The sequence below is a fragment of the Mycobacterium sherrisii genome, from assembly GCF_002102355.1.
Taxonomy (GTDB): domain Bacteria; phylum Actinomycetota; class Actinomycetes; order Mycobacteriales; family Mycobacteriaceae; genus Mycobacterium; species Mycobacterium sherrisii.
In genome coordinates, this window is the sequence record NZ_LQPT01000082.1 from 33,100 (window position 1) to 56,101 (window position 23,002).

Genomic DNA, 23,002 nt, shown 5'->3' on the forward strand with positions numbered 1-23,002 from the left:
AAGCAGCAACTCACGCTCAGCTCGGCCAGGTGTGGACCGGTTCGTTGGCGTGCATGTGGTCGCAGTACCGGCGCAGCATCTCGGCGAGCGCGGCGGGTCGGGTCATACCGCCGTCTTCCAGCGCCTGCACCGTAGCGACCTGCCAGGTGGCGCCGTTGCGGCCGGCCTTGGCGCGGCCCTCGATCACCCCGAGGAACCGCTCCCGCACTTCGGCGTCCACACCCCAGCGCCGCAATCCTTCGTGGGCGATCGGCAACAGCGTGTCGAGCACCAAGTCGGCGGCGGCCACCTCGCCCAGATCGGGCCAGTGCAGCCGGGCGCCGATCCCGTGCCGTGCCGCGGCAAGAAAATTGCCATGTGCCGCAGGGAAACTCATCTTCGTCCAGAGCGGGTTCTCGTCTTCGGAGAGCGTGCGCAGGGTGCCGTAGTAGAACGCGGAATTGGCCAGCATGTCGACGACCGTGGGACCGGCCGGCAGTACCCGATTCTCCAGCCGCAGGTGCGGGCGCGCGGCTCCGTCCACCTCCAAGACGTCGTACACCGGCCGGTTCCACCGGTACACGGTGCCGTTGTGCAGGCGCAGTTCGGGCAGCGCGGGCACTCGCCCGGCGGCCAACTCGGCGACCGGATCCTCGTCGGACAACTCCGGGAGCAGCGAGGGGAAGTAGCGGATGTTCTCCTTGAACAGATCCAGGATCGAGGTGATCCACCGTTCGCCGAACCACACTCGGGGCCGAACGCCCTGCACCTTGAGTTCCTCCGGCCGGGTGTCGGTGGACTGGGCGAACACCTCGATGCGGGTTTCCGACCAGAGTTGATGACCGAAGAAGTATGGCGAGTTGGCGGCCAGCGCCAGCTGCGGACCGGCCATCACTTGCGCCGCATTCCAGTTAGGCGCGAACTCCTCTGGCGCCACTTGCAAGTGCAATTGCATACTGGTGCAAGCTGATTCGGGGGCAATGGTGGCGGCTTCCCAGCTCAATGGCTCCGGACCGGAGATGCGGATCGGGATGTCCTCGCCGCGCGCACGGAAGATGGAATCGTTGAGTGCGGCGTACCTGGTCGACTCGCTCATCCAGCCGTCACGCGATAGATGCTCGGGCATCAGGGTGGGCAGAATGCCGATCATCACGATGCGGGTGCCGTCGGATCCGGCTTTGGTCTGTGCCTCGTTGAGGCTGGCGCGCACCTCGGTCTCGAGATCGAGGACGGTGTGTCCGGGCAGCGGGCGGGGCGGCACGTTGAATTCGATGTTGTAGGCGCCCAATTCCCGCTGATATGCCGGATCCGCTATGGCGTCCAGCACGTGCCGGTTCGACATGGCGGGCTGATAGTCGCCGTCGACAAGGTTGCATTCGATTTCCATTCCGGTGAGCGGCCGGTCGGAGTCGAAACGCGACTGGGTGAGCATTGTCTCGAAGACGTCCAGACAAAGCTGCACCTTGCGCCGGTACTCCCGCCGTTGTGCGCGGTCATACGTGGTGCGCTTGACCTCTTCGCCCACATCGCCGATGCAACAGGGTTGCCGACGGGAACGCAAGAGCGGCGCGCCCGGCGCCGCGATCCGACTCGAGCCGCACGTCGGCTTGGCGAGGCCGATTAGCTGCGGATCTGGTGGGACCGTGGCCCATCATGGACGATGGCAGGACGTGTCAGAGTTCACGACGAAGGAGAGCAGGTGGCTGAGTTCGTCGCAGCTATTGACCAAGGCACCACCAGCACCCGTTGCATGATCTTCGATCACGGCGGCGCCGAGGTCGCCCGTCACCAACTCGAGCACGACCAGGTGTTGCCGCGGGCCGGCTGGGTCGAGCACAATCCGGTCGAGATCTGGGAACGCACCGCATCGGTGTTGATGTCGGTACTGAACACCTCGAAATTATCGGCGAAAGATATTGCGGCGCTGGGCATCACCAACCAACGCGAGACGACGCTGGTCTGGGACAAACGCACCGGGCGGCCGTACTACAACGCCATCGTCTGGCAGGACACCCGGACCGACCGGATCGCGTCGGCGCTGCAGCGCGACGGCCGCGGCGACGTGATCCGGCAGAAAGCGGGCCTGCCCCCGGCCACCTATTTTTCCGGCGGCAAGCTGCAATGGATTCTTCAGAACGTCGACGGGGTGCGTGCGGCGGCCGAGAACGGTGACGCGTTGTTCGGCACCGCGGACAGCTGGGTGCTGTGGAATCTGACCGGCGGGCCGCGGGGCGGGGTGCACGTCACCGACGTCACCAACGCGAGCCGCACCATGCTGATGGATCTCGAGACGCTGGACTGGGACGACGAGCTGTTGTCGTTCTTCTCCATTCCGCGCGCGATGCTGCCCCCGATCGCGCCCTCGTCACCGACGCAGCCCTACGGCGTGACGTTGGGCGACGGGCCGATCGGCGCCGAGGTGCCGATCACCGGGATGCTCGGTGACCAGCACGCCGCGATGGTCGGGCAGGTGTGCTTGTCGGCTGGGGAAGCGAAAAACACCTACGGCACCGGGAATTTCCTGTTGCTTAATACCGGCGAGACGATCGTGCGGTCCGACAATGGTCTGCTGACCACGGTCTGCTATCAGTTCGGCGACGCCAAACCCGTCTACGCGTTGGAGGGGTCGATCGCGGTGACCGGCTCGGCGGTGCAGTGGCTGCGCGACCAGTTGGGCATCATCAGCGGTGCCGCGCAGAGCGAATCGCTGGCCCGCGAGGTCCCCGACAACGGCGGGGTGTATTTCGTCCCGGCGTTTTCGGGGCTGTTCGCCCCGTATTGGCGATCGGATGCGCGCGGCGCGATCGTCGGCCTGTCGCGCTACAACACCAACGCGCATCTGGCCCGCGCCACGCTGGAGGCGATCTGCTATCAGAGCCGCGATGTGGTCGACGCGATGGAAGCGGATTCCGGTGTGCGCCTTGAGGTTTTGAAGGTCGATGGCGGCATCACGCAAAACGAGCTGTGCATGCAGATCCAGGCCGACGTGCTGGGTGTCGACGTGGTGCGCCCGGTGGTCGCCGAGACCACCGCGCTGGGCGCCGCCTATGCGGCGGGCCTGGCGGTGGGTTTCTGGGCCGATCCGTCCGACCTGCGGGCCAATTGGCAGGAGGACAAACGGTGGACGCCGGCATGGAATGACGATCAGCGCGCGCAGGGGTATGCGGGTTGGCGAAAGGCGGTGCAGCGCACCCTGGACTGGGTCGACGTGTCCTAGCCGGGTGTCCGCCGGCTCCGAGCCGGCGGACACCGGGGGTAGGGGTCAGTCCTCGCCGAGAATGCCGTAGATCTCCCGCCGGGCGGTGTTGAGAATCTCGATGATGCGCTGCTGCTGCTCGGCGGTGGCGGTGTGGGCGGATTGCGCGACCGCGCCGCACAACTGACCGACGGCCGCGCGTAGATTCAGCTGACCCGGATCCGCACCCTCGGCGATCTCGTCCCACGGTGGGGTTGCGATCTTCTCGGCCGCCGCCCGTCCTTCCTCCGTCAGCTCGAACAGCTTTTTGCTGCCGTCGGTTTGGTTCGCGGTGACCAGTCCTTCGTCATCCAGCAGTTGCAGCGTCGGGTACACCGACCCGGGGCTGGGCTTCCAGATTCCGTTGCTGCGTTCGGCGATCTGCTGAATCATCTCGTAGCCGTGCATGGGCCGCTCGGCCAGCAGCGTCAGGATGGCGGCCCGGACGTCGCCGCGTCGTCCGCGGCCACCGCCACGGCGAAATCCGCCGCGTCGTCCGCCGGGGCCGAACCCGAAGCCCGGCCCGAAGCCCGGTCCGAAGGCGGGGCCGAACCCGGCACCGAAGCCGGGACCGAAGCCGCCGTCGCCGGCGTGCTCGCGCAGGTTGTCGAAGAATTCCCGGCGACCCTGCCGCCGGGCCAGGTGCAACGCGCGCCGGCCAGCGCGGCCGGTGGGTGCACCCAGTCCCGTCACGGGCCCGAGAGTGGGTCCGTGGTGACCGGGGCCGAAGCCGAATTTGTGGTGACCGGGGAATGGGTGGTCATCGGGGGTGAATGGAGTGTTCATAGTTTGGTCCTCAATGTTTTCGGGGGAGGCGCTTTCCGCGCGCTCCGTGCTCACGTGAATATCACGATATATCGTAACCGGTCGTGATGCAACGGTCCGTCTCGACAGCGCCTCGTTTGTGCCCGCCGGGGGACGGGTACGGACTCCCGGATGAATGCAAAGAACTCCGACGTGAGGTTCGGCCGCACCGGAGGGACGACCCAGGATCCGGGGCGCGAGGGCGGCCCGGACCGTCCCGTGCGGACGTGGGTGAACTGGGGGTTGGCGTTCTCGACGGTCCCCGCCGCCGCGATCGTCATGCTTTTCGCGCTCGGCGCGGTGATGAGCACCGACGGGTGCACCCAACGCACCTGTCCGAACCTGGGTCGCGGCGGAATCGACTTCGGGGTTGCGTTTTACGGGGCGCCGCTGGTTGCCTTCGTAGTCATCCTGGTGTCGTTTTTCACCGCCAAACACCGCGGCGGGATTGCGGTGCCCCTGGTCGGCTGGGCGCTGTTGGTCGCCGACGTCGCGCTGATGGCGGCCGCGGTCGCGCACTAGCGCAGCGCCGCGTCAGGACGGCGGCGAGAAGCCGCCGGGTCGTTGTTCCTGCGGCTGCGCGACCTGCGGTGCCGGCTGGGACGCGGCCGGCCCGGGGTACGGGGGTGCCGGCGCCCAAGGACCGGGCGGCGAGCCCGCCGGCCCGGGTGGCATCGCGGGCCGCAGCCGCGCCAGCTCGCGGCGGTGCCGTTCGGCCAGGACGGCGGCCAGAACCAGCTCCGGTGGGGCGCCGGGCGGCGGTGGTGGTGCGATGCGCGACACCACGTCTCCGGCGATCCGATACGACATCTGTAGCCGTAGCTGCGGTTCGAGTCGCGATGCGCGAGAAAGGAATTGGCGTGCCAGTTCGGCTCGACCGGCGTCGAGGTTGGACAGTTGCAACGACGCGGCCCACCACGCCAAGGACGGCGGCATAGCGGGCGGCGGTGCGAGCCGCGGTCCGCGCTCACTGACGACCACGGTGCCGGCGAAGATGTCACCGATCCGCTTGGCCTTGGACGACAGGATGCTTGAGATCACCGCGGGGCTGCCGGCGAGCATCCAGATCTCCACCAGTGCTGCCAACGCGCGAAAGAGCGCCTGCCGGAACCGTTCCGGGCCGCCGTCGTCGGACACGACGCGCAGCCCCATGATGACCTTGCCGACCGACCTTCCGCGAGTCGCCGTTTCGAACACCATCGGGTATCCGACCAGCACCACCACGGTGAAGATGATCAGGATGGCGGCGCTGAGCGCGCCGTCGAACTGGGTCAGGGTGGCCGCCCACAGCATCAGCCCGATCACATAGAGAAGGAACACCATGATGATGTCGATCAGTGCGCTCAATGCGCGCACCGGCAACTGGGCGATCTGCACATCGAGCACCACCGCGTCCCCGGTCACCACCTCCGACATAACTCCGAACGGTACAGGTCGTCCGCGTCTGACCGGCCGGCCTCGGCTATCCGGCAACTGCGATTAGGCTGCCCAAGGTGGACGTCGACGCATTCGTGCTGGCCCATCGCGGCACCTGGGACCGGCTCGACCAACTGATCAAGAGGCGCAGATCGCTGACGGGCGCGGAAGTCGACGAGCTCGTCGAGCTGTATCAGCGAGTCTCGACCCATCTGTCGATGTTGCGGTCGGCCAGCACGCTCGGATCGGATTCGCTGACGATCGGTCGGCTGTCCAGCCTGATCGCCCGGGCCCGCTCGGCGGTGACGGGCGCGCATGCGCCGGTGACCAGCGCGTTCGCCCGGTTCTGGACGGTGTCATTCCCGGTCGTCGCCTACCGCGGCTGGCGCTGGTGGGTGGGCACCGCCGCGGCGTTCTTCGCGGTCGCGGCGATCATCGCGGTGTGGGTGGCTACCAACCCCGAGGTGCAGTCGGCGATCGGAACCCCAAGCGACATCGACCAATTGGTGAACCACGACGTCGCCTCCTACTACAGCGAACACCCGGCCGCGGCGTTCGCGTTGCAAGTCTGGGTGAACAACTCCTGGGTGTCCGCGCAGTGCATCGCGTTCGCGGTACTGCTGGGTCTACCGATCCCGATCGTGCTGTTCCAGAACGCCGCGAACCTGGGGCTGATCGCGGGCTTGATGTTTCACGCGGGCAAGGGCGCCATCTTGTTGGGCCTGCTGATTCCGCACGGACTGTTGGAGCTGACCGCGGTGTTTCTCGCCGGGTCGGCGGGAATGCGACTGGGCTGGTCGGTGATTGCGCCGGGTGACCGCCCCCGCGGGCAGGTCCTGGCCGAGCAGGGTCGGGCCGTGGTGTCGGTCGCGGTGGGACTGGTCGGCGTGCTGTTGGTCTCGGGTCTGATCGAGGCTCTCGTGACACCGTCACCGCTGCCGACGGTCGTCCGCATCGGCATCGGGATCGGCGCCGAGGCGGCGTTTCTGTCGTATGTCATCTATTTCGGGCGTCGCGCCGCGAGAGCGGGGGAGACGGGTGACATCGACGATGCCCCCGACGTCGTCCCGACGAGCTGACTTCTACAGGCGCCCTGTCGCCTTCATCGCCAGATAGCGGTCGGCCAGCGTGGGCGCCAGTTCGGTGGGCGGCGCGTCGACCACTTCCACCCCGATCTGGCGCAACCGGGTTGCGATGGCACGGCGGTCGTTGCGGGATTTCTCCGCGGCCCCCGCGTCGTACACGGCGGCGGCATCCGAACGCCCGGTAGCCATTTGGTCGACCCGCGGATCGGAGGCGGCGGCGATGAGCAGATGGTGCTTAGCCGACAGCTGCGGCAGCACCGGCAGCAGACCCTCGTCGAGCGCGCTGGCGTTGAAGTCGGTCAGCAACACCACCAGTGCGCGTCGGCGGATGCGCCGGGTAATGGCCGCAACCATTGCGCGCCAATCGGATTCGACGAGCGTCGGCTGCAGCGGAGCCATGGCGTCGACGAATTGGGCGAGCACCTCGGTGCGCGATGCGCCGAACACGCCGGCTCGGCTCACCCGGTCGTGAGCCAGGAAGTCGACGTGGTCGCCGGCCCGGGATGCCAGCGCGGCCAACAGCAGCGCCGCATCCATCGACCAGTCGAGCCGTGGCCATCCCGCGGGGTCGGCCCCCGGACCAGAAGAGGTCGGGTCGACGCCGACCCGACCCGCTGCCATGCGCCCGGTGTCGAGCACGATCACCACCCGACGGTCGCGCTCGGGGCGCCAAGTGCGGACCATCACGTCGGCGCGTCGCGCCGACGCCCGCCAGTCGATCGAGCGCACATCGTCGCCCACGACATATTCGCGCAGCGAATCGAATTCGGTGCCCTGCCCGCGGATCAGGGTGGGCAGCAGCCCGTCGATCTCGCGCAGTTTGGCCAGTCGCGACGGCAGGTGTTTGCGCGATAGGAACGGGGGCAGCACCCGGACCTGCCCGGGCACCGGCCGCGACGACTGCCGCCCGGCCAGCCCGAGCGGGCCGATGGATCGGGCCGTGACGACGGCCGCGCGTTGATCGCAGCGCCGCACCGGTCGCAGTTGGGTCTGGATCCGCTGGTCTTGGCCGGGCCTGATTTTTACCGGGTGGATGCGGGGCGTGGCGCGCGCACTGGGTGACCAGGCGTCGCGCACCTGCCCGCGAAAGCGGCGTGTCCCGTCGTTGTGAATTTCCAGAGTCACGTCGACCGGCTGGCCAAGACGGGCCGAGCTGTCCGGTGATCGGATGTAGCGCAGCCGCCGGGGGCTCGCCGCCAGGGCGATATCGATCGCCACCGCCATCGCCAGTGCCGCCAGCAATACTTCGAAAACTCTTGCCGGCCAAGGGGAAAGCGCGATCGGTATGACGCCCAACAGCGCCACCAGGCCGGTGCGTCCGGTCAGGATCACTAGCGGGGCACCGGAACCGACGCCAAGATTCCGTCGAGCACGCCGTCGGGCGTGGCTCCCTCGAGCTCGGCCTCGGGGCGCAGCATCACCCGGTGCCGCAGCGTCGGCCGGGCCATCGCCTTGACGTCATCGGGGGTGACGTAGTTACGCCCGGACAGCCATGCCCAGGAGCGGGCCGTGCCCAGCAGGGCGGTGGCCCCGCGCGGCGAGACGCCGAGTTGCAGTGCGGGGGAGGACCGGGTGGCGCCGACGATGTCGACGATATAGCCCAACACCTCGTCGGCGATGAGAACTTGTTGCACCGCTTGCCGACCGGCCGCCAGCTCGGCGGGTCCGGCCACCGGTTTGATGGCCGACAGGTCGCGGGGATCGAAGCCGTGTGCGTGCCGGTTGAGAATAGCGATCTCGGCGTCTCGCGGCGGCAATGTCACGTTCAGTTTGAGCAGGAAACGGTCGAGCTGGGCCTCCGGCAGCTGGTAGGTGCCCTCGTATTCGACGGGGTTCTGGGTAGCCGCGACGATGAATGGGTCTGGTAATGCCCGGGATTCACCTTCCACGCTGACCTGACGCTCCTCCATCGCTTCGAGCAGTGCGGCCTGGGTTTTGGGCGGGGTGCGGTTGATCTCGTCCGCCAACAGCAGGTTGGTGAACACCGGTCCCGGGCGAAACACGAATGCGGCGGTGCGGGCGTCGTAGACCAGGGAGCCGGTAACATCACCGGGCATCAGATCGGGAGTGAACTGCACCCGTTTGAACTCCAACTGCAGTGCCGCGGACAGGGCGCGGACCAGAAGCGTTTTGGCCACTCCCGGAACACCTTCCAGCAGCACATGCCCGCGGCACAGCAACGCGATCACCAGGCCGCTGATCACTCCTTCTTGTCCCACAACGGCTTTGGCGAGCTCGCCGCGCAGTGCCAGCAGGGCATCTCGCGCGGAGTCGGTGGTGGAGGTTTGAGCGATCGGAGATTGCGTCACGAGGTGGTGACCTGCCTTTCGATTTCGTCGAGCGCGCGGGCGAGGTTGAGCAAGTCGTTGTCGGTGCCCGGCGGCGGGCCGAACAAGTGGTACGAAACCAATCCCGGGTCGAGGCCGGTGCGTTGGGCGACGGTCAGCACCATCGCCTGCGGGTGCGCGCCGGGCCCCAGACCCAGCCGGGGCGCCAGCCGCTGCAAGGTCGCGGTGCGCAGCGCGGCGGCGGCGCGGTCGTGAGCCCGGCGCGAGCGATACAGCCGGCCGCGGCCCTCGACCGTCTCCGACGCGCGCACTACCACGGGCAGATCCTCGGCCACCAGCGGGCCGGGACGACGGCCCTTCCACAACGCGACCAGCAGCACGACCAGCCACAGTTGCCAGACGATCCACGTCACATTGTCCGGAATCAGGTCGAGAATCGATGCGGGAGAAGATGTTTCGCCCTCGGCGTGGTGCGGCGCGTACCAGATGAGGCGGGGCCGGTCGCCCGCGAGATTCATCGCCAGCGCGGCGTTCCCCGCGTGCAGCAGACCGTCGTTGGTCATGAAGTCGCTGCTGCCGACCGCGGTGACGGTACGCCCGCCGTCCCGGAACCGAATCAGCGCCCCGTCATAGCAGCGGGTCATCGTCCGTCCGTCCTTGGCCTCGAAGGTGTCGCTCGGTCCAAAGCGTACCGATCCGGCCCGAACCGCCTCGCGCAGCGTGCAATCCGGATCGACGTCGAAGGCGGCAGAACTCGAGATGCGGATGCCGGGCAGCAGGGCGGCACGGGTGCGGGCGGTCGGTTCGACCAGCAACAGATCACCGGGCACATCGGCCAGGCGCTGCAATTGTTGGTCGTTGGTGAGGTACTGGCTTTGGGCCACCAGGATCAGCGTGTGGGAGCGAGCCGCTTTCTCGACGTCACCGAGGTTCTCGGCGACGATGACCTCTACGCCGCCGTTGCGCAGCAACGCCGCCAGCGCGTGGGCGCCGTCGGTTGCGGTGGACTCCGGATCCATGCGTGGGCCCGGCCGCGGCGCCGTCAGGTAGGCGCCGATCCAGGCGATGAGCCCGAGCGCGACCAGCGTGAGCGCCACCCACCGCCACGAGCGCCAGCGTCCGGTCCCGGCCTGGGCGGCCGGAGCGGGCATCGAGTCCGTGGCCATCACCGCACCTCGGCCCAGGAACCGGCCGGCACAGCGTGGCCCGCGGTCGGCGCGGCGGCGGGTGCCCTCGTGCGCAGATGATCGTCGAGGTCGACGATCATCCGGTAGGCGTCCTGGGTTCCCGGTACTTCGCCGTAGGTCACGTCGTTGAACGCCGTTGCCGCCTGGGCCAATTCGTCGGTCAGGTGCGGCAGCACCGCGCCCGCGTCGCGGGCCAGTTCGTTGGCGGTGCGGCCCGGCACCGGGTTGAGCACACCAGTCTCTTCGAGTTGGCGTGCCACAGCACGTAACCGATGGCGAATGGCTGCGGTCCAATTGCCTTCCGCGGCATAGCGTTCCGCGGTATCGCGATGTTGGGCCGCGGTGAGCAGGGCGGCTTCGAACAGCTGGTAGTCGCCGTGCCGCCGGGTGCGCATGGTGCGCCGGGCGATGTGAACCGCGACCACCACCGCGACGGCGAGCAGGGTGAGCAGGACCGCGGTCGTCAGCCATCCGCCCGGTACCGACGCGGTTTTCTGCAGCAGCCGGTACAGCATTTCGTTGACCCAATCCAGAACCTGCTGGGTTGGCGACGCCTTGGCATAAATGGCCTTGTTCAGCTCGATCCCGGCAATCTGATGCGCGTCATCGCGGTCGATGTCAATGGAAGGCACTGTCAGCCGATTCTTCGCTCAGCCGTTGACGGGCCGGGTCAGCCAGAGGTTGTCGGTCGAGGCGGCCGCATAGCGGCCGCCCGCGGCGCCGGACTGTAGCACCAGGTCGAAAGCCTCGGCGCGGATGCGGCGGTCGGTGTAGAGCAACACGATGACACCGGCATTGAACGGCGCCGTGATGATCTGGCCGATCGCCGAACCGATGGAGGTGATCACCGTGCCCAGCAACAAGATCCCGGTGGAAGGCATCCCGGCCATTATGACCTGGCCCACGATGCTGAACGGAGCCCCGATCGCGCCGGAGACCACACCCGCCACGATGAACGTCAGCACCCGAATGCCCAGGACTCGCCAGAACCCGTGCCGAAGCAGCGCAAAGGATCTGGTGATCGCGTCCAGCACCGGCAGCCGCTCCAACACGATCAGCACGGGTGCGAACAACACCACCATGTACAGGTAGACCATCAACGCGAACACCGCAAAGACGAGCGGGACGCCCAGCAGCACGGCCACGGCTCCGTTACCGATCGCCGCGATCACCGCGATGACGACGGCCGCCAGCCCGAACAGCACCGCCACGGCGGCAGCCTCCAGCAGCGCCAGGCCGAGCAGCGGCAGCAACCGCCCGCGGATCTTGAGCCACGTTTCACCGATGGTGATCGTCGAACCGAACACCGCGCGGCCGACGATAACGGTGAGCATGCCGGATAGCAGCATGCCGCCCAACCACGTGACCAGCAGGCCCGCGCCGGCCGAGCCCAACCAGGCGCCGAAGACCCCCCAGTTCACCTCGCCGGATTCGTCGCCGGAGAAGTTACCGAACGCGGCGATCGGCCCGACCGTGGCGATCAGCGAAATGATCTGCATGACCACAACGACGATCGCGGTCAGTCCCAGGGTGGCCTTGGGGTTGGTGCGGATATAGCCGACCGCCCCGTTGAAGATGTCGCTGAGGGTTAACGGCCGCAGCGGAATGATGCCGGGTTTGATCGCCCCCGGTGGCGGTGGGGGCGCGCCGTACGGCGCGCCGTACCCGGATGGGGGTCCGTAGCCCGGCGGCGGACCGTAACCGGGGGGCGCTGCGTAGCCCGGCGGCGGGCCGTAACCAGGAGGTGGACCGTAGCCGGGGGGCGGCCCGTAGCCGGGGGGCGGCCCGTAACCAGGTGCGGGACCGTAGGCGGGCGTCCCGTACGCCGGCGGATAGCCGGCTGGTGGGGGCCCGCCCGGCGGGGGAGCGGCCGGATAGCCAGGCGGCGGCGTGCTCACCAGGTCCAGCAGCCGTAGTCGTAGGTCATGGGGTCCATCCTGTCGGCGCTCAGGGCTTTTCTCAATCATCCCGAGTTTTGCGTGCCGCACCCACCGGCCTGCCCCGTCGGGACGCGTAGCGTTTCCGTCATGGCGGAACTCAAAGCCCGGATCCGGGCGGATCTGACCGGGGCGATGAAGGCCCAGGATAAGTTGCGGACCGCGACGCTGCGCATGTTGCTGGCCGCGGTCCAGACCGAGGAAGTGTCCGGCAAGCAGTCCCGGGAACTCACCGACGACGAAATCATCAAAGTGCTGGCCCGGGAATCCCGCAAGCGCGGCGAAGCCGCCGAGATTTACACCCAGAATGGCCGCGGTGAACTCGCGGCCGCGGAGCACGCCGAAGCGCGCATCATCGACGAATACCTACCCACCCCGCTCACCGACGCGGAGTTAGCCGACGTGGCGGACACCGCCATCGCCCAAGTTGCTGAGGCCATCGGCGAGCGTCCCGGCATGAAACAGATGGGCCAGGTCATGAAGGCCGCCACTGCGATCGCGGCCGGAAAGGCCGACGGCGCCCGGCTTTCCGCGGCGGTCAAAGAGCGGCTGTAGTCGCGCCGCCACCCCTGTTTGTTCGTGCCCGCGCGGGGTACCCGGATCGTCATGACCAGGTTCGGCTACACCTTGATGACCGAGCAGAACGGGCCCAAAGATCTTGTGCAGTTTGCTGTTTCAGCCGAGGAACGCGGGTTCGACTTCGAGGTCTGCAGCGATCACTTCTCTCCCTGGCTGACATCGCAGGGGCACGCGCCCAACGCGTGGGCGGTGTTGGGCGCGGTCGCGCACGCGACCCAACGGGTGGGGCTCTACACCTACGTCACCTGCCCGACGATGCGGTACCACCCGGCGATCGTTGCCCAGCAGGCCGCCACCGTACAGATTTTGGCCGACGGGCGATTCACGCTCGGGTTGGGCAGCGGGGAAAACCTCAACGAACATGTCGTCGGCAAGGGCTGGCCGACCATCGAGCGGCGTCACGACATGCTGCGTGAGGCCATCAAAATCATCCGTGAGTTGTTCGGCGGTCGGCTGGTCGACTGGCGCGGCGAGTACTTCCAGGTGGATTCCGCTCGCCTGTGGGACCTGCCCGACGTCCCGGTCGGCCTCGGCGTCGCGATGAGCGGTGCCAAGAGTGTCGAGAAATTGTCCAAGCTCGCCGACCATCTGATCGCGGTCCAGCCCGACAAGGATTTGGTGGACTCCTGGCATGCGGCCCGCCAGGCCGCCAACGGGACCGAAGGCGGGCGCGTGGTCGGGCAGATCCCAGTGTGCTGGGACCCCGACCGCGGCGCGGCCATCGAACGTGCGCACGACCAATTCCGCTGGTTCGGTGGCGGGTGGGCGGTCAACGCCGACCTGCCGACGCCGGCCGGGTTTGCCGGGGCCACCCAGTTCGTGCGCCCCGAGGACGTCGCCGAAAGCATTCCCTGCGGGCCTGACCTCGACGCGATCGTGGAGGCCGTGCGGCCCTATTGGGAAGCCGGCTTCACCGACATCGCGCTGATTCAGATCGGCGGACAGACACAAGAGCTGTTTTTGAAGGAAGCAGCAGAACCCCTGCTCAGCGCGCTGCGGGCAGCGGCGCCGTAGCCGCACGTTTCGAAGCTTCGGCAGGGCAACGGGAGGTGACCATGACCGATCAACCCGGCAACACAACCACGGCACTGGTGAACGGACTCGGCGGGGCCAGTCTGGGCCTGGGTCTCACCGAGATCCTGGCGCCCGGCAAGGTCGCCGCGCTCGCGGGCGTGGACGACACCCCAGGCGCCCGGCGCGTCATCCGGGCGCTCGGGGTGCGCGAATGCGGCCATGGGGCCGCGTTATTGGGCGGACCGAAATCGATGGTGTGGACCCGGGTGGCGGGCGATGTGCTGGATGTGGCGGCACTGGCCGTGGGGGTGGCCCGGCGCAAGCCCGGGCAGCGGCGGCGCGGAACCATCGCCGGCATAGCACTTTCGGGTATCGGCGCCCTGGACCTGTATGCGGCGCTACGTACCACACGCAACGGCGCGCACGGCGCCGCATAACGGGCCGGATAACGGTGAAGGAGAAATAATGGCAAACCAATTGCAAGGCAAGACGATCGCGTTTCTGGCCGCCGACGGGGTGGAGAAGGTCGAGCTCGAGCAACCCCGTGCGGCGCTGGAGCAGGCGGGCGCCCGCACCGAACTGCTCTCCCTGAAAACCGGCGAGATCCAGGCGCGTGAACACGATCTCGAACCCGCCGGGCAATTCACCGTCGACCGCGCGGTCGCGGATGCCTCGGTGGACGAGTTCGACGGACTCGTGCTGCCCGGGGGCACCGTCAATCCCGACAAGCTGCGCAAGGACGACACCGCGGTCGCCTTCGTCCGCGACTTCGTCGGATCGGGAAAGCCGGTCGCGGCGATCTGTCACGGACCATGGACCCTGGTGGAGGCCGACGTGGTGGAGGGGCGCACCCTGACGTCATACCCCAGCATCCGCACCGACCTTCGCAATGCGGGCGCGGACGTCGTCGACAAGGAGGTCGTGGTGGACGGCAATTTGATCACCAGCCGCTCGCCGTCCGATTTGCAGGCATTTTGCTCGGCCATTATCGAGCGGTTCGCGCACGCGACAACGGGATAGGTCCTGGGCAGCGGGTTGCTGGTTTCAACGCTTTCGTTGTGGGCATTAATCACAACACGCCGTGATAGCCACGGCGATCAGCGTGAAAGGGCCACCGTTGACAAGCACGTACCCCGTTGTTTCCGATGTTTCGGTTGACCCCGCGGTGTATAAGCCACAAGACGACTCCCGATTGCTGGTCCGCGCTATGCAATACAGCGGACTGATTCCCGGTCGGCGGGTATTGGATCTGTGTACCGGTAGCGGATTTGTTGCGATCGCGGCGGCCGAAATGGGTTGCGCGAGTGTCACTGCCTTCGACATCTGTCCGCACGCGGTGCATTCGACCCGCGGCAATGCGACGGTGGCGGGTGTCGACATCGACGTCCGGGAAGGGTCGTGGATTGCCGCGTTGCGGTGCGAACCCTTTGAGGTGGTGGTGTCGAACCCGCCGTACGTGCCGACCCCTCCGGAACAGGACATCGACACGGTCGCACCGGGCGTCGGGCCCTCCTGGGCGTGGAATGCCGGTACCGACGGGCGGCGGGTGCTTGATCCGCTGTGCGCCTCGGCGACGAATTTGCTCAGCCGCGGTGGCTCGCTGTTGCTTGTACAGTCGGCATTGGCCGGCCCGCACCGGTCGCTGGATTGCTTACGGTCGACCGGGTTGCAAGCCGATATCGTTGCCTGCGAGCGCATTCCGTTCGGCCCGGTGCTGTCGGCGCGGGCGGGCTGGCTCGAGCAGATCGGCCTCATACCGCGAGGCTGCCGGGAAGAGGAGTTGGTCGTGATCCGGGCGGACAAGCCGTGAGCGGAACCCGGGTGCGGGTGGTGCCAAAGGGCCCGATCCTGGTGTCGGGTCCGGCCCGCATCGAGATAGACGGCGGTGGTGTCGTCGAGTCCGACCGATTCATGGTCGCCATCTGTACCTGCAGCCGCAGCAAGGAATATCCGTTGTGCGACACCAGCCACCGCCGGTGCCGACGTGTCGAGAGCATCGCCCCGAAACCTAACTGAGCGGCCGGCGCAGCGAACTTTGTCCTTGCGTCCACGACGACATGATGTGGTCCGCCAGGCGGTCCTCGACCGCCGCGAAGGCCCGCATCCCGAACACGATGTCGCGGTCCAGCTTTGGCTCGCGTGCCACCAGGTCGGCGACCACATCGTGGCGCACGACCTGTTCGTGCACGGCGTCGGCCTCGACGTGTTCGCGGTAGAAGATGACACAGGCTTCCGGCGCCCCCATCCGCTCAAGCGCCTGGACCATGCGTCGCGAACCGGGCGACGAGGTTATCTCGGTGGCGGTGAAATGCCCGATGGCCGCGCCGCGCAGCCAGCGATGCAACCCGAACAGCGACATCAAATTCACTGCGGCGAGCGCTTCGGCCGGAACGTAGTCGAGGTAGCTCAGATAGGTCGCATCCAGATCGGCCGCCTCCAACAGGTTGGCGAACAGCTGCTGGTGCACCCGGGCACCCTGTCCGGCGCCGTACTCGTCGAACTCGACCGCCACGAATGCCGCCTTGGCGCCGCCGGTCAGCCGCGGAATGGCCCACGCATGCGGGTCGCCCTCTTTGAGGTGGTACGTCGACCGATGCACAAAGTATTCGCGCATCTGCTCCCAGGTTCCGGTGTCACGCAGGTAGTAGGACGGCCCGGTCCCCTCGATGGGTTCGATCGAGATCGCCTCCATCTCCTCGGCCGCCGTGCGGTCGATGGGCCCGACGTCGCGACGCACGCCCGCCAGGAACGCCCGTTCGAGTTCGGCGCGCAGGTGCAACAGGTCGGGGTTCCACTCCCAGGTTGGGTCCACCCCGGCGAAACCGCGGTAGTGCAGCTCGTAGCACATGCACAGGGCGAGCTGCAGGTCCAGGCCGTAGGGGTCGGAGTCGCGGACCGACGCACTCACCCGGGCGAGATGGTCACCGGAGGGTGGGCCGGTCAAGGCGCGGCGCACGGCCGTCGACAACGGTCCGTGTGCTGCGGGAAGGGCTGGTTCGAGCATGATCGCGCTGGTCACGTTGCAGGTGATACCACGATCGGCATACCCGCAAACGGTGGTGGCGGCCTTGGGTTGGCGCGCCGCGTGCTGATCAGCGGCCACCGGACCAGTCGTCGGCCGCGTCGGGCGCTGCCGGTAACCGGAAGGTGATCTCGACGGTGGTGCCGGTGGGGCTGCTGTCGATGGTCAGCGCATCGCTCATCGCCCTCATCAGCACCAACCCCCGCCCGCTGTTGCCCGGGTTGAGTGCCGGGGTCTTCCAGGAGCCGTGGTCTACGACCCGCGCCCGGATTTCGCCGTCGACGGTCTCGACCTGCAACAGTGTGGTGCCCAGGCCGTGGCCGCGGTAGGCATGTTCGACGCAGTTGGTGCACGCCTCGTTGACGACCAGCACGATGTCGTCGATCAACTCGCGCGGTACGTCGGCGCCCCGCAGCCAGTCAGCCAGCCGATGCCGGATGGTGGCCAATTCGTCTGCGATGGCGTGCGTTTCGATACGCAGCGGTGCCTGCTGGTGCCGGTAGATCACCATCGCCACGTCGTCGTCATACCCGGCCGGGGGAGCCAGTCGGCGCAGCACGGCGTCCGCGACGGCGTCTAACGGCAGTGTTCCGGTCTCCACCAAAACGGCGGCGGCGCGCGTGATTCCATCGTCGATGGACTCGTGCTTGCGCTCGACCAACCCGTCGGTGAATACGAGCAGGGTCGAACCCGAGGACAGTCGCCGGGAAATCTGCGGGCGCGGCCCGTCGCGCCGCACCGCGAGCGGAACCGACCGGGCGTCGTTGAGCACCGAGGTGCCCGACGGGCTGGCGAGCACCGCGGGCATGTGGCCGGCGTTGCTGTACTCCATCACTCCGGTGTCAGTGTCCAGGATCGCCAGAAAGACGGTGGTGCAGTAGGCACTTGGAATCAGCGAGGCCGCCAGGTCGAGCTGCTCGAGCAGCAACGCCGGTTGCGCACCGTTGATCAACAGTGCCCGCGCCGAACTGCGCAACTGGCCCATGATTGCGGCAGCGGGCAGACCGCGACCCACACAGTCGCCGACGACGATGCCGATGCGGTGCTCGCCGATTGGCAGCACGTCATACCAGTCGCCGCCGATCTCCAACGGCGGGACCGCCGGTTCGTAACGCATCGCAAACCCCGGCGGCGGTTGCATCGGCGGCAACAGTGCGCGCTGCAACGTCAGCGACGTCTCGCGCGCACTCTCGAACTGCCGGACATGCTGCATGGCCAGGCTGAGGTGACCGATCAGCACCGTCACCAGGAGGCGATCCTCCGCGCTCACCCACCGTGGCGCGCCCAACTCCAACCACAGGGCGAGGTCTCCCTTGCCGGACAGCACCGCGACCAACCCGTGTGCCTTGCCGGGCTTACTGGGCTGTTCGACGGTCTTCGCGGTCAACGGTAGTTGGTGGCGGGCCTCCTGAAAGGTGTTGCGCAGCCAGGGCTCCAGGGCACGCCACGTCGTTTCGGCGGGTTCACCGGCCACCTGGACGGTGGGCTCACCGTCGCCGGCCGGCCAGGTCACCGCGATGACGCGCTGGACGCCGATGGCGCCGCGGCATTCGTCGAGGGTGATCGACAGCAGTTCGGAGACGCTCTTGGCGACGGCCACGGCGGTGGCCAACCGCAGCACGGCGCTTTCCCGCGCCGCGAAGGCGCGTTCGGCGGTGACGTCGCGGATCGTGCCCACGTACATCTCGTGCTCGGAACCGCTCTCCTTGACGACGTTGATGCTCACCATCACCCAGGCGAGTTGCCCGTCCCGATGCCGCACCGGCGTCTCGTACTGAGCGATACCGTCGGCACGTACCCGCGACTGTTGTTCGCGTGCAGTCTTTTTGTCGACCACCCAGGGGTGCGGCCACCGATAGGGTAATCCCTCGTGCGGATAGCCGAGGATCTCCACGAAGGCATTGTTGATCTCGATGATCGACCCTTCGTGGTCGGCGACGAAGAACCCCTCCTGCAACGAATTCACCAGGGCGGTGCGGAATTTGTCCCGGTCGGCGAGAACGTCGGCGCGGGCACGTTGTTCGGCGTACCGCTTGGTGCCCTCGAGGAAGCCGCGCGTCGCGACGTCGAGCGGGGCCAGCGTCTGCAACAGGAACTCCAACGCGATGGGTGCGTCGAGAACGAGTCGAACGTGATGCTCGACGATGTCGAGCATGCTGATCCGCTCCTGCAGCGCGCGGCGCCCGAGCTCGTGACCCACCGCAAGGGTGTCCTCGTCGCGGGCCGCCACGTAGGCGCGCAGCGCCGCGTCGTACTGGGCGTGGAACTCGTCTGCAGCAGTCATGTCGGGGCCCCCCGGTGCCGCGCGGCGAGCACCATCGCGTCGTCGGTTTCCTTGGCGTGTTTGCCCAATATGTGATCGGTGATCACCGTCGCCGGGGCGGCGAAGTCGATACGATCCAGGTGATCCTCGGCGATACCGTCGCTGGCGATCACGATCAAGTCGCCAACCCGCATCGAAACCACTTGAGCGGGACGGATTTCCGGAATGCGGTAGCCGACGATACCGGCGGCCAGACGCGCGCTGGACCGGATGTGCACGCCGGTCGCATCCTTGGAGACGAGGTTGGCGCGGACGTTGCCCACCCCCGTCCAGGTCAGTGTGTTGGCGGCGAAGTCCACCCGTGCCAGTGTCATCGCGACGCCCCTGGTCCCGCCCAGCACGCGGTGGCAGAGCTGGACCAGCACCTCGAGGCGCTCGCCGGCCGCCTGCTGCACCGTTTCGACGGCGCGAGTCGCGGCGGTTGCGGCGGCAGGCCCGTGACCGAGACCGTCGACCACACCGAACAGCGCGGCGCTATCGTCGATGCCGAGCGCGATTTTCCGGTCACCGCTGGTGTTTTCGCCCGGAAGGGGGCGCCCGGCATTCGCCCACTCGATTGGGCCCAGTCGGCCGTTCTCACGCACTGCCGGGAACCCACTTCCACATCTCGATAACCGTTCCCTTGCCCAGCGCGGATTCGACGATCAGCCGATCCATCAGACGGCGGGCCCCGGGCAGTCCCATGCCCAGGCCGCGGCCCGTCGAATACCCATCTTCCATTGCGCGTTCGACGTCGACGATGCCCGGCCCGTCGTCCTCGGCGCGGACCACCAGCGCCGCACGGTTTTCCCGCTCGGCGACCATGACCCGCACGGCGCCGCGACCGGCGTAGCTGGTGATGTTGCGCGCGATTTCGGAGATCGCGGTCGCGATCATGGTGACGTCGGTCAGCGAGAAGCCGAGGTCCAGGGCGAGCTGATGACCGGCCTTGCGGGCGTCGACAATGTCGTCGGGGTTGTTGATGGCGACGACCACAATGTCGGGGTCACCCGCCACCGTCGCGCCCGATCGTTGATTTGCCAAGTCCGCGTTGGCGATTCAAGAGGGCAAGACCCTCTTCGAGGTCTAGGGCGGTGTTCATGTCGTCGAAGGTCAGGCCCAGCTGGACCATCGCGAACGCGACCTCGGGCGACAGGCCCACGATGACGGTTTCGGCGCCGCGCAGCCGGGTCATGTGGGCGATGGTGCGTAGCGAGCGCGCGGCGAAGGAATCCATCACGTCGATGGCGGTGACGTCGACCACGATGCCCTGCGCGCGGAACCGGCCGACCCGTTCCATCAGATCTTCCCGCAGTTTTTCGGTATCGGAGTCGGACAGGGCGGCCTGGACCGTGGCGATGAGGATCGAGCCCTGCTTCAGGATGGGTACTGGCATGTGGCGCCCGCGTCAGTCATGGTCACCCGGGCTGCTCGCCGGTGCGCGTGACCTCGTAGCCGAGCAAACGCTCGGCCTCTTCGATACCACCCTGCAGGTCGCCGACGGCATTCATCTTCGATAGATCCAGACCGATCGTCACCAGAGTCAGCGCAATCTCCGAGGACAGACCGGTGATGATCACGCTGGCACCCATCAGGCCGGAGGCGTCGACCGTCTGCACCAGGTGATTCGCCACGGTGGAATCGATGGTGGGCACACCGGTGATGTCGATGACGACCACTTTCGCGCGGTTGGCGCGGATGGCGCGCAGCAGCTGCTCGGTGACTTGGCGGGCGCGCTGGCTGTCCAGCACCCCGATGATCGGCAGAATCAGCAACTGTTCGCGCACCTGCAGCACCGGGGTCGACAGCTCGCGGATCGCCTCCTGCTGCTGGCGGATGATGCGCTCGCGTTCCTGGACGAAGGACACGGCCACGGTGTTGGCGATGCGGTTGGCCGCCGGTTCGTAGGCGTCCAGGACGCGGTTGAGCATCTCGAAGTCGGTTTGATACTTCTCGAACAGCGAGCGCGCGAGCACGTCGCGCAGCAGCAGCACGATGCCGACGACCTCGTCGGTTTCCACCCCGCGCGGAATGATGCGCTCGGAAAGGTCGCGTGCATAGGCCTGCAGCGCCTCGACGCTACCGGTTTCGAGCACCTCGACGTAATTGTCGTAGACCGCGGTCGCTTCGGAGAACAGCTCTTCGGGCGTCATCGCGGTGAGCAATTCGGCCTCGGTGATCCGGCGGGCCCATTCCTCACGCAGCACGGTACGGTTCTGTCGCAAATGCTGCACTAGCTGCGGTAGCAGACCTTCGCTGGAGATGCCGACGGCCGTGCCGGTGCTGCTGGAATCTGACATCTGGCCTCCCGAGTGCCGCGACGCGTCCGCAGTGCGCAGGTTCTAGGGGGAGACTAGCCTGGTTTGACGCGAGGGAGGTGTTGAGGGCATCTTCTTCTCGCAGTTCGTACGGCAGGTTAGGCTTGCACCACAGTTAAGACCCGGACGAAGGATCGCCATTGTCAGCTCCTGATTCGATTACCACGTTGGTTGCGGACCACGATGGGGTGTCTGTGGTCAGTGTCAGCGGTGAGATCGATTTGGTCACCGCGCCTGCCCTGGAGCAAGCCATCAGTGCGGTTGTTGCTGAAGGGCCGACAGCGCTGGTCATCGATTTGTCCGCAGTGGAGTTTCTCGGCTCGGTGGGGCTGAAGATCCTGGCGGCGACCTACGAGAAGCTCGGCAAGTCCGCGGAGTTCGGGGTGGTCGCTCGGGGTCCGGCCACCCGGCGCCCGATTCACCTGACCGGTCTGGACAAGACGTTCCCGCTGTACCCGACGCTGGACGACGCGTTGACGGCCGTGCGGGACGGCAAACTCAACCACTGACCGCAACCCGCGCGCGTCGGGGGGCTAGTTTCGACAGACGCGTCCTCGTCGGGTGCGATGATCAGCGACATGGATGTCGACCACCCGGAAGACGACCAGCGGTGGGATCGGGAGAGGCGCGGCGAGACCGAGACCGAGCGGCTGGACCGCAACTGGAACAGCCTGCTGCAGGAACTTCGCGTCGTACAGACCGGCGTGCAGCTGCTCACCGGGTTCCTGTTGACGCTGCCTTTCCAACAGCGGTTCGACGTTCTCGATCCGCCGATGCGGATCACCTATTTGGCGACGGTCGGGTGTTCGGTGGCCGCGACGGTGCTGCTGATCGCGCCGGTCGGTATCCACCGGCTGTTGTTCCGGCGGCATCGCCTGCGAGTGCTGGTGTCGGCGGCGCACCGCTGTGCATATGCCGGGTTGGCGCTGCTCGGGTCGGCGCTGACCGGGGTGACGGTCATCGTCTTCGTCACGGTGGCGGGGACCGCCGCGGGGTTGATCGCCGGGGCGTGCGCGCTGGTGATGTTCGCGTGCTTTTGGTGGTTGCTGCCGCTGGCGTTGCGCACCCGCGGCGGCACGCGATCATGATCAGCCGCCGGACGCCAGGGCCGCGACTGGGCTGGCGTTCAGCCCCTTGAGCAGGTCCTGCGCATCGGCGTACACCGGCGAGGCCCCCGCGGCCGCCAACTCCTCTCGGGAGATGCCGCCGCTCAACACCCCGATGCAGGGCACGCCGGCGGCGCGAGCGGCCCGGGCATCCCAGACCGCGTCGCCGATGAAGACCGCGTGCTGTGCATCGACTCCGGCGCGGTCCAGCGCGACCTGGACGATGCCGGGCTCCGGCTTGGCGGTGTCGACGTCGCGCGACGACGTCGACGCGGAGATCACCTCGCCGCAGTCGAGCACCTTGCACAGCATCTCCAGTTCGTCATCGGGCGCCGAACTGGCCAGCACCACCTGCAATCCCAGGCCGGCGACCCGGCGAAGCAACTCCTGGGCACCCGGCAGGGCCGCCAGCAGCGGCGAGAGCGCTCGGTAGTGCTGGCTGTGCGCCTCGCTGAGCCGGTCTTGGACCTCCTCGGGTGCGTTGTCGGAAAGAGTTCGGACCAGTGTCGAGCCGTCCATGCCGATGCAACGGTGGATGTGCCAGGCGGGCACCGCGATGTCCTCGGCGGCAAAGGCTCGTTGCCACGCATAGACGTGCAGGTAGTTGGAGTCGACCAGGGTTCCGTCGACGTCGAACAGGACAGCGGGAGCGTTCATCGGTGCGGGATACCCGTCCCGCGGTCGTTTGACCCCTCTGGTGGGCGGGTAGCCGAAGTGAGGTCTGCCCGAC

The 23,002-nt window shown here is 67.4% G+C and carries 26 protein-coding genes; 11 read left to right on the forward strand and 15 right to left on the reverse strand.

The genetic code is table 11. The features are described from left to right. Positions 1-16 precede the first annotated feature (16 nt). On the reverse strand, positions 17-1,504 hold the full coding sequence (locus tag AWC25_RS16200) for a glutamate-cysteine ligase family protein (RefSeq protein ID WP_085167089.1): 1,488 nt from the start codon (positions 1,502-1,504) through the stop codon (positions 17-19). A gap of 135 nt (positions 1,505-1,639) precedes the next feature. Here AWC25_RS16200 and glpK point away from each other — a divergent pair, with 135 nt between their 5' ends. Continuing rightward, positions 1,640-3,196, forward strand: a complete 1,557-nt coding sequence (gene glpK / locus AWC25_RS16205; protein ID WP_069401943.1) for a glycerol kinase GlpK — start codon at positions 1,640-1,642, stop codon at positions 3,194-3,196. Between the two features lie 45 nt (positions 3,197-3,241). Here glpK and AWC25_RS16210 read toward each other — a convergent pair whose 3' ends face one another. Beyond that, on the reverse strand, positions 3,242-4,000 hold the full coding sequence (locus tag AWC25_RS16210) for a PadR family transcriptional regulator (RefSeq protein WP_085167090.1): 759 nt from the start codon (positions 3,998-4,000) through the stop codon (positions 3,242-3,244). Positions 4,001-4,150: 150 nt separating this feature from the next. Here AWC25_RS16210 and AWC25_RS16215 point away from each other — a divergent pair, with 150 nt between their 5' ends. After that, the gene (locus tag AWC25_RS16215) at positions 4,151-4,540 is read left to right on the forward strand and encodes a hypothetical protein (protein ID WP_069401945.1); all 390 of its coding nucleotides are present in this window, start codon (positions 4,151-4,153) and stop codon (positions 4,538-4,540) included. Positions 4,541-4,552: 12 nt separating this feature from the next. On the opposite strand, the gene AWC25_RS16220 is transcribed toward AWC25_RS16215, so the two are convergent. Continuing rightward, the gene (locus AWC25_RS16220) at positions 4,553-5,434 is read right to left on the reverse strand and encodes an RDD family protein (protein ID WP_085167091.1); all 882 of its coding nucleotides are present in this window, start codon (positions 5,432-5,434) and stop codon (positions 4,553-4,555) included. A 77-nt stretch (positions 5,435-5,511) separates the two neighbouring features. Here AWC25_RS16220 and AWC25_RS16225 point away from each other — a divergent pair, with 77 nt between their 5' ends. After that, positions 5,512-6,513 carry a stage II sporulation protein M gene (locus tag AWC25_RS16225; RefSeq protein WP_085167092.1) on the forward strand — a complete coding sequence of 334 codons (1,002 nt, stop codon included), beginning with the start codon at positions 5,512-5,514 and terminating at the stop codon, positions 6,511-6,513. Positions 6,514-6,516: 3 nt separating this feature from the next. Here the strand turns inward: AWC25_RS16225 and AWC25_RS16230 are convergent, their stop codons facing one another. Genes AWC25_RS16230 through AWC25_RS16250 form a run of 5 tightly spaced genes read right to left on the reverse strand, consistent with a single transcriptional unit; the run spans position 6,517 to position 11,961 of the window. Continuing rightward, the gene (locus AWC25_RS16230; protein WP_085167093.1) at positions 6,517-7,851 is read right to left on the reverse strand and encodes a DUF58 domain-containing protein; all 1,335 of its coding nucleotides are present in this window, start codon (positions 7,849-7,851) and stop codon (positions 6,517-6,519) included. Then, the gene (locus AWC25_RS16235; protein ID WP_069401949.1) at positions 7,851-8,828 is read right to left on the reverse strand and encodes an AAA family ATPase; all 978 of its coding nucleotides are present in this window, start codon (positions 8,826-8,828) and stop codon (positions 7,851-7,853) included. Before AWC25_RS16235 ends, AWC25_RS16230 begins: the two co-directional genes overlap by 1 nt. Further along, entirely contained in the window at positions 8,825-9,958 is a 1,134-nt protein-coding gene (locus AWC25_RS16240; RefSeq protein ID WP_169717138.1) for a DUF4350 domain-containing protein, read from the reverse strand. The genes AWC25_RS16235 and AWC25_RS16240 overlap by 4 nt, the downstream gene beginning before the upstream one ends. Positions 9,959-9,972: 14 nt before the next feature. Next, positions 9,973-10,626 (reverse strand): DUF4129 domain-containing protein, encoded by a 654-nt coding sequence (locus AWC25_RS16245; protein ID WP_069401951.1) that lies wholly within the window; start codon positions 10,624-10,626, stop codon positions 9,973-9,975. A gap of 18 nt (positions 10,627-10,644) precedes the next feature. After that, positions 10,645-11,961, reverse strand: a complete 1,317-nt coding sequence (locus AWC25_RS16250; RefSeq protein WP_085167095.1) for a DUF7847 domain-containing protein — start codon at positions 11,959-11,961, stop codon at positions 10,645-10,647. Between the two features lie 60 nt (positions 11,962-12,021). Between AWC25_RS16250 and AWC25_RS16255 the strand changes: the two genes are divergently transcribed. From AWC25_RS16255 to AWC25_RS16280, 6 genes are all read left to right on the forward strand, one after another. Beyond that, positions 12,022-12,486 (forward strand): GatB/YqeY domain-containing protein, encoded by a 465-nt coding sequence (locus tag AWC25_RS16255; protein WP_069401952.1) that lies wholly within the window; start codon positions 12,022-12,024, stop codon positions 12,484-12,486. Between the two features lie 51 nt (positions 12,487-12,537). Next, positions 12,538-13,524 (forward strand): LLM class F420-dependent oxidoreductase, encoded by a 987-nt coding sequence (locus tag AWC25_RS16260; protein ID WP_085167096.1) that lies wholly within the window; start codon positions 12,538-12,540, stop codon positions 13,522-13,524. 41 nt (positions 13,525-13,565) lie between these two features. Continuing rightward, entirely contained in the window at positions 13,566-13,961 is a 396-nt protein-coding gene (locus AWC25_RS16265; RefSeq protein WP_069401969.1) for a malate dehydrogenase, read from the forward strand. A 28-nt stretch (positions 13,962-13,989) separates the two neighbouring features. Continuing rightward, positions 13,990-14,544 carry a type 1 glutamine amidotransferase domain-containing protein gene (locus AWC25_RS16270; protein ID WP_085167097.1) on the forward strand — a complete coding sequence of 185 codons (555 nt, stop codon included), beginning with the start codon at positions 13,990-13,992 and terminating at the stop codon, positions 14,542-14,544. A gap of 97 nt (positions 14,545-14,641) precedes the next feature. Next, positions 14,642-15,334 (forward strand): HemK2/MTQ2 family protein methyltransferase, encoded by a 693-nt coding sequence (locus tag AWC25_RS16275; protein WP_085167124.1) that lies wholly within the window; start codon positions 14,642-14,644, stop codon positions 15,332-15,334. Then, positions 15,331-15,540 carry a CDGSH iron-sulfur domain-containing protein gene (locus AWC25_RS16280; protein WP_069401955.1) on the forward strand — a complete coding sequence of 70 codons (210 nt, stop codon included), beginning with the start codon at positions 15,331-15,333 and terminating at the stop codon, positions 15,538-15,540. The genes AWC25_RS16275 and AWC25_RS16280 overlap by 4 nt, the downstream gene beginning before the upstream one ends. Here AWC25_RS16280 and AWC25_RS16285 read toward each other — a convergent pair. The 6 genes from AWC25_RS16285 to AWC25_RS16310 form a co-directional block, all read right to left on the reverse strand. Further along, on the reverse strand, positions 15,533-16,528 hold the full coding sequence (locus tag AWC25_RS16285; RefSeq protein WP_085167125.1) for an iron-containing redox enzyme family protein: 996 nt from the start codon (positions 16,526-16,528) through the stop codon (positions 15,533-15,535). The two genes, AWC25_RS16280 and AWC25_RS16285, sit on opposite strands and share 8 nt — an antisense overlap. A gap of 88 nt (positions 16,529-16,616) precedes the next feature. Continuing rightward, on the reverse strand, positions 16,617-18,830 hold the full coding sequence (locus AWC25_RS16290) for a SpoIIE family protein phosphatase (protein WP_085167098.1): 2,214 nt from the start codon (positions 18,828-18,830) through the stop codon (positions 16,617-16,619). Next, positions 18,827-19,453, reverse strand: a complete 627-nt coding sequence (locus AWC25_RS16295; RefSeq protein ID WP_069401957.1) for a SpoIIE family protein phosphatase — start codon at positions 19,451-19,453, stop codon at positions 18,827-18,829. The genes AWC25_RS16290 and AWC25_RS16295 overlap by 4 nt, the downstream gene beginning before the upstream one ends. Beyond that, positions 19,446-19,865, reverse strand: a complete 420-nt coding sequence (locus tag AWC25_RS16300; RefSeq protein WP_069401958.1) for an anti-sigma regulatory factor — start codon at positions 19,863-19,865, stop codon at positions 19,446-19,448. Before AWC25_RS16300 ends, AWC25_RS16295 begins: the two co-directional genes overlap by 8 nt. Continuing rightward, the gene (locus AWC25_RS16305; protein ID WP_069401959.1) at positions 19,855-20,244 is read right to left on the reverse strand and encodes an STAS domain-containing protein; all 390 of its coding nucleotides are present in this window, start codon (positions 20,242-20,244) and stop codon (positions 19,855-19,857) included. Before AWC25_RS16305 ends, AWC25_RS16300 begins: the two co-directional genes overlap by 11 nt. Positions 20,245-20,266: 22 nt before the next feature. After that, complete coding sequence (locus AWC25_RS16310) at positions 20,267-21,148, reverse strand: STAS domain-containing protein (protein ID WP_069401960.1); 882 nt, start codon at positions 21,146-21,148, stop codon at positions 20,267-20,269. A 158-nt stretch (positions 21,149-21,306) separates the two neighbouring features. Here AWC25_RS16310 and AWC25_RS16315 point away from each other — a divergent pair, with 158 nt between their 5' ends. Both AWC25_RS16315 and AWC25_RS16320 read left to right on the forward strand, forming a co-directional pair. Beyond that, a complete protein-coding gene (locus AWC25_RS16315; protein WP_232327216.1) occupies positions 21,307-21,675 on the forward strand; it encodes an STAS domain-containing protein in 369 nt (122 codons plus the stop codon). Between the two features lie 69 nt (positions 21,676-21,744). Beyond that, the gene (locus AWC25_RS16320; RefSeq protein ID WP_069401972.1) at positions 21,745-22,254 is read left to right on the forward strand and encodes a DUF6328 family protein; all 510 of its coding nucleotides are present in this window, start codon (positions 21,745-21,747) and stop codon (positions 22,252-22,254) included. On the opposite strand, the gene AWC25_RS16325 is transcribed toward AWC25_RS16320, so the two are convergent. After that, a complete protein-coding gene (locus AWC25_RS16325) occupies positions 22,255-22,929 on the reverse strand; it encodes an HAD family hydrolase (protein WP_085167099.1) in 675 nt (224 codons plus the stop codon). Between the last annotated feature and the right edge of the window lie 73 nt (positions 22,930-23,002).

Coding starts and splice junctions, on each gene's coding strand:
- glpK (WP_069401943.1), top strand. CDS start 1,640: ATGGCAGGACGTGTCAGAGTTCACGACGAAGGAGAGCAGGTGGCTGAG.
- AWC25_RS16210 (WP_085167090.1), bottom strand. CDS start 4,000: ATGAACACTCCATTCACCCCCGATGACCACCCATTCCCCGGTCACCAC.
- AWC25_RS16215 (WP_069401945.1), top strand. CDS start 4,151: ATGAATGCAAAGAACTCCGACGTGAGGTTCGGCCGCACCGGAGGGACG.
- AWC25_RS16220 (WP_085167091.1), bottom strand. CDS start 5,434: ATGTCGGAGGTGGTGACCGGGGACGCGGTGGTGCTCGATGTGCAGATC.
- AWC25_RS16240 (WP_169717138.1), bottom strand. CDS start 9,958: ATGCCCGCTCCGGCCGCCCAGGCCGGGACCGGACGCTGGCGCTCGTGG.
- AWC25_RS16250 (WP_085167095.1), bottom strand. CDS start 11,961: ATGATTGAGAAAAGCCCTGAGCGCCGACAGGATGGACCCCATGACCTA.
- AWC25_RS16255 (WP_069401952.1), top strand. CDS start 12,022: ATGGCGGAACTCAAAGCCCGGATCCGGGCGGATCTGACCGGGGCGATG.
- AWC25_RS16260 (WP_085167096.1), top strand. CDS start 12,538: ATGACCAGGTTCGGCTACACCTTGATGACCGAGCAGAACGGGCCCAAA.
- AWC25_RS16265 (WP_069401969.1), top strand. CDS start 13,566: ATGACCGATCAACCCGGCAACACAACCACGGCACTGGTGAACGGACTC.
- AWC25_RS16270 (WP_085167097.1), top strand. CDS start 13,990: ATGGCAAACCAATTGCAAGGCAAGACGATCGCGTTTCTGGCCGCCGAC.
- AWC25_RS16285 (WP_085167125.1), bottom strand. CDS start 16,528: ATGCTCGAACCAGCCCTTCCCGCAGCACACGGACCGTTGTCGACGGCC.
- AWC25_RS16290 (WP_085167098.1), bottom strand. CDS start 18,830: ATGACTGCTGCAGACGAGTTCCACGCCCAGTACGACGCGGCGCTGCGC.
- AWC25_RS16305 (WP_069401959.1), bottom strand. CDS start 20,244: ATGCCAGTACCCATCCTGAAGCAGGGCTCGATCCTCATCGCCACGGTC.
- AWC25_RS16310 (WP_069401960.1), bottom strand. CDS start 21,148: ATGTCAGATTCCAGCAGCACCGGCACGGCCGTCGGCATCTCCAGCGAA.
- AWC25_RS16320 (WP_069401972.1), top strand. CDS start 21,745: ATGGATGTCGACCACCCGGAAGACGACCAGCGGTGGGATCGGGAGAGG.
- AWC25_RS16325 (WP_085167099.1), bottom strand. CDS start 22,929: ATGAACGCTCCCGCTGTCCTGTTCGACGTCGACGGAACCCTGGTCGAC.